Origin of the sequence: Bacillus paramycoides (assembly GCF_001884235.1) — a bacterium.
Lineage (GTDB): Bacteria > Bacillota > Bacilli > Bacillales > Bacillaceae_G > Bacillus_A > Bacillus_A paramycoides.
Genome location: NZ_MAOI01000079.1, coordinates 389,592 through 402,365, shown reverse-complemented (window position 1 = coordinate 402,365; position 12,774 = coordinate 389,592). Strand labels below are relative to the sequence as shown.

The 12,774-nt window shown below is 31.6% G+C and carries 12 protein-coding genes and 1 other annotated feature; of the genes, 1 reads left to right on the top strand and 11 read right to left on the bottom strand.

Going from position 1 to position 12,774, the window contains the following annotated elements:
• Window positions 1–73 precede the first annotated feature (73 nt).
• The 11 genes from BAU28_RS18235 to BAU28_RS18185 form a co-directional block, all read right to left on the bottom strand.
• Window positions 74–1,312: an MFS transporter gene (locus BAU28_RS18235; RefSeq protein WP_071719443.1), complete on the bottom strand. Its 1,239-nt coding sequence runs from the start codon at window positions 1,310–1,312 to the stop codon at window positions 74–76.
• Window positions 1,313–1,377: 65 nt separating this feature from the next.
• Window positions 1,378–1,635, bottom strand: a binding site (T-box leader).
• A gap of 55 nt (window positions 1,636–1,690) precedes the next feature.
• Window positions 1,691–2,512, bottom strand: coding sequence for an SDR family NAD(P)-dependent oxidoreductase (locus BAU28_RS18230; protein WP_071719442.1), 822 nt, complete (start codon window positions 2,510–2,512; stop codon window positions 1,691–1,693).
• An 87-nt stretch (window positions 2,513–2,599) separates the two neighbouring features.
• Window positions 2,600–3,277 carry an SGNH/GDSL hydrolase family protein gene (locus BAU28_RS18225; protein ID WP_071719441.1) on the bottom strand — a complete coding sequence of 226 codons (678 nt, stop codon included), beginning with the start codon at window positions 3,275–3,277 and terminating at the stop codon, window positions 2,600–2,602.
• A gap of 50 nt (window positions 3,278–3,327) precedes the next feature.
• Window positions 3,328–3,924, bottom strand: a complete 597-nt coding sequence (locus BAU28_RS18220) for a TetR/AcrR family transcriptional regulator (protein WP_071719440.1) — start codon at window positions 3,922–3,924, stop codon at window positions 3,328–3,330.
• Window positions 3,925–4,113: 189 nt separating this feature from the next.
• Complete coding sequence (locus BAU28_RS18215; RefSeq protein WP_071719439.1) at window positions 4,114–6,252, bottom strand: penicillin-binding protein; 2,139 nt, start codon at window positions 6,250–6,252, stop codon at window positions 4,114–4,116.
• A 223-nt stretch (window positions 6,253–6,475) separates the two neighbouring features.
• A complete protein-coding gene (locus BAU28_RS18210; RefSeq protein WP_071719438.1) occupies window positions 6,476–7,075 on the bottom strand; it encodes an undecaprenyl-diphosphatase in 600 nt (199 codons plus the stop codon).
• Window positions 7,076–7,348: 273 nt separating this feature from the next.
• The gene (locus BAU28_RS18205; RefSeq protein ID WP_048373738.1) at window positions 7,349–8,338 is read right to left on the bottom strand and encodes a zinc-binding dehydrogenase; all 990 of its coding nucleotides are present in this window, start codon (window positions 8,336–8,338) and stop codon (window positions 7,349–7,351) included.
• Between the two features lie 148 nt (window positions 8,339–8,486).
• Window positions 8,487–9,902: a HAMP domain-containing sensor histidine kinase gene (locus BAU28_RS18200; RefSeq protein WP_071719437.1), complete on the bottom strand. Its 1,416-nt coding sequence runs from the start codon at window positions 9,900–9,902 to the stop codon at window positions 8,487–8,489.
• Window positions 9,899–10,573 carry a response regulator transcription factor gene (locus BAU28_RS18195; RefSeq protein ID WP_071719436.1) on the bottom strand — a complete coding sequence of 225 codons (675 nt, stop codon included), beginning with the start codon at window positions 10,571–10,573 and terminating at the stop codon, window positions 9,899–9,901. The genes BAU28_RS18200 and BAU28_RS18195 overlap by 4 nt, the downstream gene beginning before the upstream one ends.
• 12 nt (window positions 10,574–10,585) lie before the next feature.
• Entirely contained in the window at window positions 10,586–11,116 is a 531-nt protein-coding gene (locus BAU28_RS18190) for a hypothetical protein (RefSeq protein WP_071719435.1), read from the bottom strand.
• Between the two features lie 105 nt (window positions 11,117–11,221).
• Entirely contained in the window at window positions 11,222–11,740 is a 519-nt protein-coding gene (locus BAU28_RS18185; protein WP_071719434.1) for a GrpB family protein, read from the bottom strand.
• Window positions 11,741–11,866: 126 nt separating this feature from the next.
• Here BAU28_RS18185 and BAU28_RS18180 point away from each other — a divergent pair, with 126 nt between their 5' ends.
• A complete protein-coding gene (locus tag BAU28_RS18180; protein ID WP_071719433.1) occupies window positions 11,867–12,748 on the top strand; it encodes a protein kinase family protein in 882 nt (293 codons plus the stop codon).
• Window positions 12,749–12,774 lie beyond the last annotated feature (26 nt).

Genomic DNA, 12,774 nt, shown 5'->3' with positions numbered 1-12,774 from the left:
CTAATTATTGTTCAATATATAAATGGAAGAACCCTCTAATTACGTACCACTAATTGTAAAAAGGTAGAAAAAATTATTTCGAATCTATTGATTCAGCTGAATATACCTTGGACCTTGAAGGTAATAAGGTAAACACACACAATATGATAGTAATAAGTAGCATTACCGATACTCCTACAATGACTACAAGTTGTATAGAAGTGGATTGAGTTGCAATACCGAACAGTATCGTAATAAAAATTGTTAAAACGGCAATAACGAGCCCATATATACTTCCGATCCGTCCCATCATATGAACAGGGATGTTATTTTGATAAAATGTATAAAATCCTGTATTTGCATATGCCATAGAGAAAGATAAAATAAAGAATCCGATAGCAGCTATTAAAAACTCATTTGAAAAAGCATAGACTAAATAACCGATTGCAATAAATAACGAACCCACTCCTATAAGAAATGAAGGTGCTAATTTTCCTGACAAAATTGTATTAGTTATTGCGCCTAAAATAAAGCCTGCCCCAGCAATACTAACTAGGAAACCATACTCACTATCTGTTAACAGTAAAACTTCTTTCGCAAACGATAGTTCAAGTGAATCCATAGCGGTAGCTAATACCATCATCCCCTGGAATAAGAAGTAAACACATACTATATACACAGATTTTTTACTAAAATTTAAAACTACGTTCCAATCTTTCTTTAATAAAATAAGAGACAATTTATCACGGGATGTATTAGGATCGTCTTTTTTATCAAGATTAGGTAAAAGTAATGTAATGAACCCCGATAACAGAAATGCTATAGCATTCATATATATTGCAAACTCTGGTGTGCCAGTTATTAATAATATCCCCGCCACTGCTGGACCAATTAGAAATGCACCAGATCCTATTAAACTACGTAATGAATTGAAACGCTGTCTTTGCTCTACTGGAATTAATTTCGTCATATACGTCATGGCAGTTGGTTCATAAATCGCACTGGCCATGCTTATAAAGAATACTAAGAGATAGACAATCCAAAGGGATGGAACCAAGGGTAAAATAGCGATAAATACTGCACGATATATATCGAGATAAACCATTAACTTCCGCTTATTTAAACGATCTATCATACTTCCTGACCAAGCGTTTGTAAATAAAGCGGCTAATGGTTTTATCACATATAAAGTAGCAACAGCTAAGGCTGAGCCTCCCATATTATAGACAAGTATATTCAGTGCTATTAAGTAAATCCATGCACCTAAATTCGCAATACCAACTCCAGACAGTAGTAATAAAGGGTATTTCCAATCTTTAAGCAATTTTTTCACTTTAGGTCCCCGCTTTCTAAATTGTTTTAAAACAATAAAAAAATCCCACCCCCAAGACTTAAAGTCTTAGGGACGAGATTTATCATCGCGGTGCCACCCTAGTTTATTAATATGTCGCCATATCAACCTTATCAGGTACTGCATTGTTTTCATGCTTATACCTTAGCTCTATAACGGGAGCTCCCGTCACACCACCCCCTCATAAAAGGTTCCGATGTGCTGCTCAGAGGCTTGGTTCAATAAAGAATTTTTACTCCTTTTCAGCTAAATGGAGCTCTCTGTGAAAAATTCATTTTATTTACTCTTCTCTTCACTGCATTTAATTTTTTCCATATTATCACAAGTTTATTTAACTGTAAATAAAAAATAATCAGATATTTAAAGTTGTGTCATTTTTGCTTTTCGTCCAATTCGGCATATGAAACGCATTAGTTTTTTATGAAAATAAGGAAATATAGTAAAAAATACGTCCATTGTTTTTTTTAATGGCATTGGACATATTACTAATTTATTTTTATGAATAGATTTCAGTGCAATTTCAGCAAACTTGTCAGCTGAAATTGGCTTATTTGTTTTTAGTTGTTTCATAATGTGATCCTTATTCATATTTATTGCAATTGATTTTTCAAAGATAGGTGTATCTACAAAAGTTGGACAAAGCACACTTACATTTACACCGTATTCTTCTGCCTCATAATGTAATGAAGTTGTTAACCCTACAATAGCATGCTTTGTTGTAGCGTAAGCAGCACAAAGTGGAGCTGGCCCTAGTCCTGTAGCAGATGCTGTATTAATGATATGTCCAAATCCTTGTGTTTTCATATGCTTATAAGCTGCTTGCGTACCATAAATTACTCCTAATAAATTTATTTCAATTATTCGTTTCCAATCATTTAATGACATATCTAGTACTTCTCCGTACATAGCAATTCCTGCGTTATTAAACATATAATCAATTCTTCCAAATTCATTATATATATTATTTATCAGTTTTTCGACAGATTCAACATTTGTAACATTTAAATTTTCAAACCTAGCATGCTGATTGTTATTTCTAATATAATTCACAACTTCTTGGCCAGCAGTTTCATTAATATCTGCAATAATTACAAATAGCCCCTTATTGGCTAATTGAATAGATAAAGATTTCCCAATTCCAGAAGCTCCGCCAGTGATAATCGCGACTCTTTGCTCATCCATATAAACATCTCCTGTTATCAATATATAAAGCATACGGACGAAAGTAAGAAATTGAACAATCGTTCTAATTAACGTATCACAATACACTTATTTCTTTATTAAATGAATTATTTTAGCATATTGATTAGCAACCAATGCGGCGCCTTTACTATTTAAATGCACTCCATCTAAAGTCAAATATAGATCTCTTTTTTGTGATACAAGATCTATTTTTTCTTGCTTTTTTAAGAATAAAGCTTCCCACATTATCTTTATGGGGTTAGTTGCTATATATTCAGGGGGATTATTATTTTCGAGTAATGATGCAAATTCTTTATATAAATCAAGGTACAATACATTTTCATATTGTTTCGATAGTGTAAATATAGTGTTTCCTAATACCCTTATTTGTTTATTCCATTCACTATTTATATTTTCTCCAACAATCGTAGGCGATACTGCAACGACTATGTTGGAGTGACTCATAATCTTCTCGAGCAATAGCTTATAGTGTTCTTGAAATTCCACTTCATTTGATGTTATTGGATTTGCTTTTACCTTTAATAGTTTTGTATAAATATCATTTACACCAATCCATAAGAAAGAAATATCAAAATGATTTTTGGGTATTTGGGAGCTTACTCGATTTGTTAAACTTATAACCGTTTCGCCTGGTTTACCAAGATTGTATAACGTATCATTCGGAAATTCTTCATTTAATATGTTATAAAATGAAATACCTGGCCTTCCTTCTGTTAAGCTATCTCCATATAATCCTATTTTCATTTCACAGAACTCCCCTTCCATAAATAAATGGAATAAAAGATGTAAGAGTGTTAAACAGGTTTGTTTGAAATAGAAAGCAAAAAAATTGTAATCGCTTCTTCAAATAAGAGCTCTAATTCTTCAGTTTCAATTGAATAGATAAACTGGCATAATCCACCTAGCCATGCTCCTAATAAAAGACTTGAGTTTTCAATATTGTTTATGAAGAATTCGCCACTTTTTATACCTTCATCTAAAATTTGTTGATATGCAGTTAAGGGGACAACAGCTAAACCATAAAGTTGCTGAACTGTAGAAGAGTTTGTGCTTGGATCCGAAGCAAGTTCTTGACCTGCTTTCAATAAAGGGGTTGTATAATTATATAGTACATAGTTAGCCATTCCATATAATTTTTCAGTAGCGTTCTTGTAATCTTTTTCTGCTGTTATCCACTTTTCGTGCCAGTTTCGCATACTGTTTTTAGCTAAATAAACAAATAAGTTTTCTTTATTTTTATAATGATAATATATATGCCCTTTGCTGTAGCCGGATGCTTTTGCGATGTCTTCAATCGAGGTCCTTGTATATCCTTTTAAAGAAAATAACTCTGTGGCTTTTTCAGCTATAATTTGTTTGGCTAATTCGCCATCATATCGTCTTTTAGTCACAGGTGGCTCCTTTCACCGTGTAATCCTTAAAATTGAACGACTGTTCTAATTTATATATATGAAAGGTTTTTTGTTTTAGCAACTGATAAATGTTTTATTTAATATTTTTTATAAAAAATACGGTGCGTGAAATTGCTTGTCACCTTATCAAAAATAGCCTATAGACAATAGGCTATTTCAAAATCCTTATTAATTTGTATTCGCTTCTGCTAATGGTTGTAACGGGGGCTCTAAATCTAGCTTTAAAGTAGCCCCTTCTTGTAAATCTTGTCCTTTTTCAATACTTTGACTCGTCACATAGCCCGTACCTGTCGTTTTTAAATCTAATTTAAATAATTTTGATAAATACATAACATCACGCATTGACCAACCTTTTAAGTTAGGTATTTTCACATTATTTCCTACTAGAAATATACGATCTCCTTCACTTATCACCTCATCAGCCTGTGGATATTGTTTTATTATCTGTCCTTCTCCTAATAATACTGGCTGAAGTTTCTCTTTTTCTGCAATATTTTTTACTTTATCCATCGATTGGTTCACATAATTTTGTGCTTTTATTTGAGATTGCTTCGTTGCATCTGCCATTTGTTTTTCTGTATATGGTTTCACCTTTAAATATTCTAAACTATTTTTCATAACTGGTTTAAAAATTTCAGCAAGAGGCTGAGCGCCGTACTCATCCCCCTTTAAATTCGGTTGCTTAATGGCTAAATATACGACTAATTGTGGATCATCAATCGGAGCCATTCCTAGAAATGAAAAAATGTAATTTTCCTTTCCTTCCATATATCGTCCATTTTCAGGATTTGGAATTTGTGCTGTTCCTGTTTTACCACCAATCGGATAACCATCAACTTTATACATCGTTCCCGTTCCTTTTGATGAAGTTATTACACGCTCCATTAAGTTCCTTACCTTATCTGCAGTTTCTTTTTTAATCGGATTCCCTATTTCTTTAGGTTGATTTTCCATAATAACTTGATTGTTTGTTGGATTTACAACTTTATCAACAATAAATGGCTTCATCATTTTCCCGTCATTCGCTATTGCTGTAGCAGCTTGTACTAATTGAATAGGAGTTACAGTTGAACCTTGACCGAAAGAAGTAGTAACTTGTTGAATCTGTGTGTTTAACAATAATGTATTTTTACTTTCTCCAGGTAGATCTATGCCTGTTTTTTGATTGAATCCAAATTTATTCATATACTTCTTAAAGTTGTTTGGCTTCAATAACTGATCTTCTAAAATAGAAAAGCCGACATTTGATGATCGTTCAAACCCTTCATCAAATGTAATAGAACCCCATCCATAACCACCATTATGGTCTTTAATTTCTGCTGAACCAACTGCGTATTTTCCTGATTGGAAATATTCTCTCCCGTTATATACACCTTCATTAATTGCTGCAGCTAATGTAAAAACTTTCATTGTAGACCCTGGCTCGTATGCGTTTGCAATTGGATCATTTAAAAAATATTCAATGTCTCCTTTGTTAGGATTATAACTAGGCTTACTAGACATGGCTAAAATCTTACCTGTTTTTGGATCCGCAATAATACCTACTAACATAGAAGGATCATAGTGTTGCTGTGCTTTATTCATCGCTTCTTCTAAAAAACTAGCAATTTGTTTATCTAATGTGAGATATACGTTATGCCCATTTTTAGCAGGTTCTATTTTTTCTATATCATTTGTAAGCGGAATTCCTTTTCGAGTGCCTACATATGAAATATTTCCATTTGTAGAGCGCAAATATTTATCTAAACTTTTTTCAAGACCAAATTTCCCTTCTGCATTGCCTTTATCATCTGGTCTTGCAAAACCTAGTATATAAGAAGCGAAATCTTCATTTGGATATACTCTGGCTTTTTCAGTTTTAAAAGATACACCTGGTATTTTTAAATCTTTAATTGTTTCCTTCACATTTCTAGATAAATTCCGACCAATTTTACCAATTTCAACTTGTGTACGTCCTTCATGGAAATTTTTCATGATTTCCTCTTTATCAACTTCAAGCGCATCTGCTAAACGTTGAGCAGTGTCTTCTTTATCTTTTAATTTATCTTTTCCCTTTAAATTTACAACGATGCGATATGTTGTTGAATCTTGAACTAATACTTTCCCATTTTGGTCATAAATTGTACCACGATTTGCTTCCAGAACTCCATTTTTGTTATGTTGTTCATTCGCAAGATCCTTTACATTAACATTATGCACGACTCCTATAGCTTGAATATAAAATATTCGTAAAAGCATAGTAAGAAACAAAACAATAAAAGCAATCATCATATATCGAGCGCCTTTATTCGTTTGAAGTTTATGCATACTTATCTCCTTTCCTTTACAATTTATTAATGCAAATATGCGCTTTTTTATTTTAGATACTATATTTTTCGAAGTTTTTTTAGTGAATTCCTCTAAAACGATAAGAAAACAATCTATGTTGCCAATTGTTTTTTATCGTTTTATGTTTTTACATATTAAATACGGTAAGTGAAATTTTAGAATATTAAAATAAAAAGAACCTACTTTTTGTAGGTTCTTAAGTTTACGATATGTGGTTATATTTCGCTAAAAAAGGAACTCGTTTTGCTACTAGTGCATACATTTTGAAAATAAAGTTTGCTAACGGTTCAAATATACGTGTACTTTGCATTACTAATCCGCTTGTAATAAATGTTAAGAACGCAGCACCAAGTATATCTAGAGGATAATGAACACCTACGTACATGCGTGATACACCGACTAATATTGCCCATATAAGCGCGATATATTTAAGTTTTTCTCCTCTAAGAATAAATGCGAAAGCAATCGAAAATACAAGTACGGAATGATCACTTACAAATGATGAATCTGCTGCATGCGGTACTAATTGATTTACATGATGTGTAATAAAAGGACGCGGATGATAATATACCACATGTATAAGAACATTTACTAATAATGCAATACTAACTGAAAGTGTCGTATATAACACTGTATATTGTTTTCTAATTGCATTCTCTTTCTTTCCATTATTGAACCATAGGATAAGCATAAATAAAATAGCTACATATGGAACACTATTTGTAATAGCGATCATTAGCGTATCTAATAGCTTGGATGATCCAGCAAAATTATTAATCCATTGGAATACTGTGTAATTCATATTACTCTCTCCTTATTCTTTCTCATTGTACTTTAAATAAAGATACAAGTGTTCTTGACTTACACAGTATACAACATTAATATGAAAATGGGCTTAAACTTTTCTCATCTAATTCTCATTTTGCTACTATTAATTTGACAATCGTGTAACTATTTACACGTGCTAAATATGTATAAAAATTATAAAACATTTAAAATAGTATGGTAAACACTCTATGTATGAATATAATACTTAACATGTTCATTTAAATATACTAGCTACGAAATCATATTTTCATTTCATACGAAGGGCTATATTACCGAATTGTTCTCCTTGCTGCATTCGATTTAAAGCTTGAATTGCTTCTTCTAATGGATATACTTTATCAATGATTGGTTTAATATTATGTTCCTCTATAAAATGAATCATCTCATTAAATTCCTCACTACTTCCCATTGATGTTCCCATAATATCGATTTGATTATAAAATAATGCTCGTAAAGGTAATTCAATTTTATCTCCTGAACTTGCACCAAAATTAACGATTCTTCCATTTGGTTTTAATATATCAAAATATTTTAAGAAAGTTGCTGGCCCTATACTATCTATAATTAAATCTACTTTTTCGCCATGTAAGCACTCTTCCCAATTACCAGAACTATTAAAAGAAAAGTCTGCTCCATATTTTTCTGCAGCCTTTCTTTTGCTCTCTATCCTTGAAGTAACACTCACCTTTGCTCCGATTGCTTTAGCAAATAACATAGCATAAGTAGCTACACCACCGCCAATTCCCGGAATTAGAACATGTTCTTCGGATTTCAATCTACCTTTTGTGAAAAGCGCTCTATATGCAGTTAATGCCGATAAAGATAACACACCCGATTCTTCCCACGAAAGATAGGATGGCTTTTTCACTACATTTTCAGCTGGCAGAATAACATATTCGGCAAACGTTCCATCTGCTGGTCCACCTAATACTTCAGGTAATTCTGGTATTTCATGAGTATTATTCCATCCAATACTAGGATTTATAATAACCTCTGTATGTAGTGTGATATTTGAAACACCTTCTCCTAATTCCGTAACAATACCTGCACCATCTGATCCTAAAATTAAAGGTGATTTCATTTCTCTTCTATTATTTATTATAAATAAATCACGATGATTTAAACCTGCTGCTTTTAATTTCACTTTAACTTCCCCAACATTAGGAGTTATCTCAGATGATAATTTATATTCTAAACCTTTTAATCCTTTTTTATGTTGATGTACAATAGCTTTCATTAATTATTCCCCCTTAATACTTTCAATGTACTAGAAATATCGAAATAAATAAAATAATTTGATTAGTAAGCATCAAAAAAGGAGGAAATACAAAATGTATTCCTCCTTTTAAAGAGTTTTTTCAAAAAGAATTTTCTACCTTTAACTATTAATGAGTAGCATAAGGAAATGTAATCGTAACAATTGTTCCTTCGTTTTCTTTACTCTCTAATTGAATAGCTCCGTTATATTTTTCTACAAGCCTTTTTGCTATAGATAGACCCAGACCATTTCCACCCTGTTTTCGACTTCTCGCTTTATCGACTCTATAAAAACGATTAAGAACAAATGGTAAATCCCCTTCAGGTATTCCCGCTCCATGATCTATTATGCGAATTTTAACTTTTCCCGATTGTATACTTGATTCAATGCAAATATACTTATTAACTTCTTTTGCATATTTCACTGCATTATCCATTACAATAATAATAACTTGCTCTAAGTAAGATGATGGCATTGAAATATATGCTTCATCTGCATCCAATTTCATATCAAATTGAAAGTCAGTTTGAAGTACTGCAAAGTTTTGTGTAACTTGTTTTAATACGCTATTAACATGGACTTGTTCGACTGCTATTGGATGCATCTGTTCTGATTCAGCTCTTGATAGCTCTAGCAATTCTGAAACTAATTTATTTAATCGATCTACTTCTTTTAGACTGGATTGAAGAGATTTATCCAATACTACTGGATCATTTTTCCCCCATCGATTCAGCATGGATAAGTGCCCTTGAATAATTGTTAATGGTGTTCGTAATTCATGCGATGCGTCTTCTACAAACTGTTTTTGCTGTGTAAAAGAAGTTTCTACCTCATCCATCATTTCATTAAAAAGAATCGATAATTTTGCGAGTTCATCATTATTTTCTCGTACTGGAACTCTTTCATTTAGTCCGTTTTTCTTAATGCGCTTCATCGTATCCGTTATGTTTTGGACACTTGATAAAAGCTTTTTCGTTATAAGTATCCCGCCTAAAAAACTAAGCACTAATCCACATATCCCGGCGATAACCATTACCACTAAAATTATTTTTAATAAATGATCAAATGTCTCTAAGTTTTTCGCAAGTTCAATAGTTCCTGTAAATTCTTTTGTTTGAATTGGTATTCGTTCAATTAAAATTCGATCTTCTATCTGTCTTTTTATAAATGATTCATCTTGTGAAACCATTTTTGGTTCTATCCACGCTTCATTAAAATCTCGCGAAACAGTAACAATGGATTTTCCATCATTTCCTATAATACGAATCATTTGATGTTTATCAATCATATTGTTAAGAAATTCTTTACTGTTTTCAAATGTTTTGCTCGAAAGTGTATCATTTTTATCTTGAAAATATGCTGCTATTTCTGTCACTTGTCTGTTTATTTGTTTCTGTTCATAATCTATAGTCCACTTATTAATTACAATGAATTGTAACGCGCTATACAAAATAAACAATATGAATACAAGTGTAGTGGACCAAAGTGTTAATTTCCACTTTATAGGTAAATTTCGAATTCGGTACATAATGTTTTTTATCATTTCATTATATATCCAGCACCGCGAACTGTTTGGATATATTCCTCCTTATCTACACTATGTAACTTATTCCGTAAATAACGAACATATACATCAACGATATTTGTCTCAACCATTGCATCATATCCCCATACTTGGTCAAGTAAAATATCACGGGTAAGAACTCGATTAATATTTTTCATAAACATAAGCAGTAGCTCGAATTCTTTATTTGTAAGTTCGATTTCTTCATTTCCTTTAGTTATAGTTCGAGATTCAATTTGAAGCTGTAAGTCTTTAAACGTAAGAGAAGATATGTGCTTATGCTCTATATTTTCTTCTCTTCTAAATATAACTCTCATACGTGCTAAAAGTTCTTCAATCGCAAACGGTTTTGGAAGATAATCATCAGCTCCACTATCTAACCCTGTCACACGGTCCATAATACTATCACGAGCAGTCAACATAATAATAGGTGTATTTTTAGTTGCTCTTAGTCGACGACATACTTCCAGTCCATTTAATCCTGGTAACATTAAATCAAGTAAAATGAGATCATAACTATTTTCCAGTGCTACTTCTAATCCCTTTCTTCCATCAAGTTGTATGTCTACTTTATATCCTTCGTACTTTAATTCTAATTCTAAAAACTCTGCTAAGCTTTCCTCATCTTCAATAATTAATATATGTTGCAACGATACTTCCTCCTATACGATTAAATGAATAAGTAATCCTATTCCGAAAATAACCGCAATGAATTGATGTACTTTTCGATACATCTTCAATTTTGTTTTCTGATTAGATTTCTGTAAAATAAATCCTGCAATCCCTAATGCTATTAAGGCTAAAAGAGAAAATATACCACTGTATATTAGTATAATATGACGACTTCCTTTTATTAAAAAGTAAATACCGTGAGTAGTCGCAACAGCTATTACAGCGTATCCAATTAATACGTGAAACTGTTTTATAAAAAGATATAGCTCTTTAATTATTTTAAATCCGTGCATATTTTTCTTCTTTAAAAATAACCATATTTGACGTAACAACCATAATGATGCAGCTAGAATTGCCCCATATTCACCGAAAGAACCTAATTTCTTATTTAACCCTTTTACATTTAATACATTCCCGTACAAAACATTAATAAATAGCAATGCTACACTGCAAATAATAATAGTAATACCTATTATTTTAACATATATATGAACATATTTATTTCTTAGTATCTTTTCCATTTTTTATCCCCTTACTTATAAAGGCTTTGTAACAAGCAGTGTATCAAATAAAAAAGAAAGGAACATGAGAGAAAGATTAAAATAAAATGAGAATTTCAAAACGACTTAAATTTTGTATCGATCCCTTTTAGCTAAAATTATTATTTTTTGAATAAACGGGGCTTTTTCATTTGTATAAGCAACTCGATCGAAAGGATATATAGTAGCAAGTCTTTCTTTTAAACCTCTATATTCTTTTCGTGCCCATTCATGCTTTATGAGAAAATCTCGAAATAAAAGGTTGTTCTTCCATTCTTCACTATTATAAATATAAACATGTAAATGGTGGGTACCAGCTCTCCATTTCCCTTTTCTAAAAAAACGCCAATTAGAGTTTTTTTTAGGAACATATTCATATCCAATTTCCGCAAGGCTTTCAGTCCAATTTTCAGTAATTTGTAAGTTTGTTACGCCAATCATCATATCAATAAGAGGTTTAGCTCCTAATCCTTCTACCGCTGTACTTCCTATATGTTCCATTGTTATCACTTCTTTATTTAATAAAGACGTAATTTTATTTTTTTCATTTAAAAACTCTTTATGCCAATGATGTTGGTACGGTTTAATTATGATTTTTCCATCCATTTTCTTTCCTCCTTATAACTGTACATCATTATATTTATAAAATTTCACGTTAATAACATAGGGATTTCACAAAATATGTCGAATACTGCAATATACAATTTAATTATATTTAATACGAGGTGAATAATGAAAGATATTCCAGTTGAAATTCAGTTAAATAATATAACATTCCAATTAAAAGAACATCATAATTTTGATTGGCTTATGAAATTAGGAATAGTATTTGTAGCTTTTGATCAACAAGATTCGGGTAATATTTGCTTTGGGGTTGAAAATAATGGTCAAAAGAAATTTATTAAATATGCAGGGGCACAAACAATAGCATATAAAGGGTCTACAGATGCAGCGATAATAAGATTAAAAAATTCAGTTATTCTTTACAATGAATTAAAGCACAATTCACTTATAAACTTAATTGAACACTTTCCAGTACAACATGGATATGTTTTAATTTTTGAGTGGTTTGATGGTGAATGTCTTCATCCGCACTGGAGTTTCCCACCCCCGGCGAAATATAAAGATTCTAACTCACCATTTTATAAATATAAGAAATTATCCGTTAAGGACCGACTTATTTCATTACATTCTATTTTTTCTTTTCATGCTTATGTAGAGCATAAAAACTATGTAGCTATTGATTTTTATGATGGTAGTATTTTGTATAACTTTAAAACAAATGAAACAAAAATTTGCGATATTGATTTATACAGCAAAAAACCTTACATAAATACAATGGGGCGATTATGGGGATCATCACGCTTTATGTCCCCTGAAGAATTTCAGCTTAACGCAATAATAGATGGAAAAACGAATGTATTTAATATGGGTGCAATGGCTTTCACGCTTTTAGGTGGCGGACAAGATCGTTCCTTTATAAAATGGGAAGCTAGTAAAGGTTTATTTGAGATAGCTTATCGTGCTGTAAATGAAAATCGAAGCGAACGCTATGCGTCAGTTGAAGAATTTTATAATGCATGGTTAGAAGTACATACTACTCAGAAGCTATAAAAAATTTATATATGTATTAGACATAT

Coding starts and splice junctions, on each gene's coding strand:
- BAU28_RS18190 (WP_071719435.1), bottom strand. CDS start 11,116: ATGGAAAAGATACTAAGAAATAAATATGTTCATATATATGTTAAAATA.
- BAU28_RS18230 (WP_071719442.1), bottom strand. CDS start 2,512: ATGGATGAGCAAAGAGTCGCGATTATCACTGGCGGAGCTTCTGGAATT.
- BAU28_RS18215 (WP_071719439.1), bottom strand. CDS start 6,252: ATGCATAAACTTCAAACGAATAAAGGCGCTCGATATATGATGATTGCT.
- BAU28_RS18185 (WP_071719434.1), bottom strand. CDS start 11,740: ATGGATGGAAAAATCATAATTAAACCGTACCAACATCATTGGCATAAA.
- BAU28_RS18210 (WP_071719438.1), bottom strand. CDS start 7,075: ATGAATTACACAGTATTCCAATGGATTAATAATTTTGCTGGATCATCC.
- BAU28_RS18225 (WP_071719441.1), bottom strand. CDS start 3,277: ATGAAAATAGGATTATATGGAGATAGCTTAACAGAAGGAAGGCCAGGT.
- BAU28_RS18180 (WP_071719433.1), top strand. CDS start 11,867: ATGAAAGATATTCCAGTTGAAATTCAGTTAAATAATATAACATTCCAA.
- BAU28_RS18205 (WP_048373738.1), bottom strand. CDS start 8,338: ATGAAAGCTATTGTACATCAACATAAAAAAGGATTAAAAGGTTTAGAA.
- BAU28_RS18200 (WP_071719437.1), bottom strand. CDS start 9,902: ATGATAAAAAACATTATGTACCGAATTCGAAATTTACCTATAAAGTGG.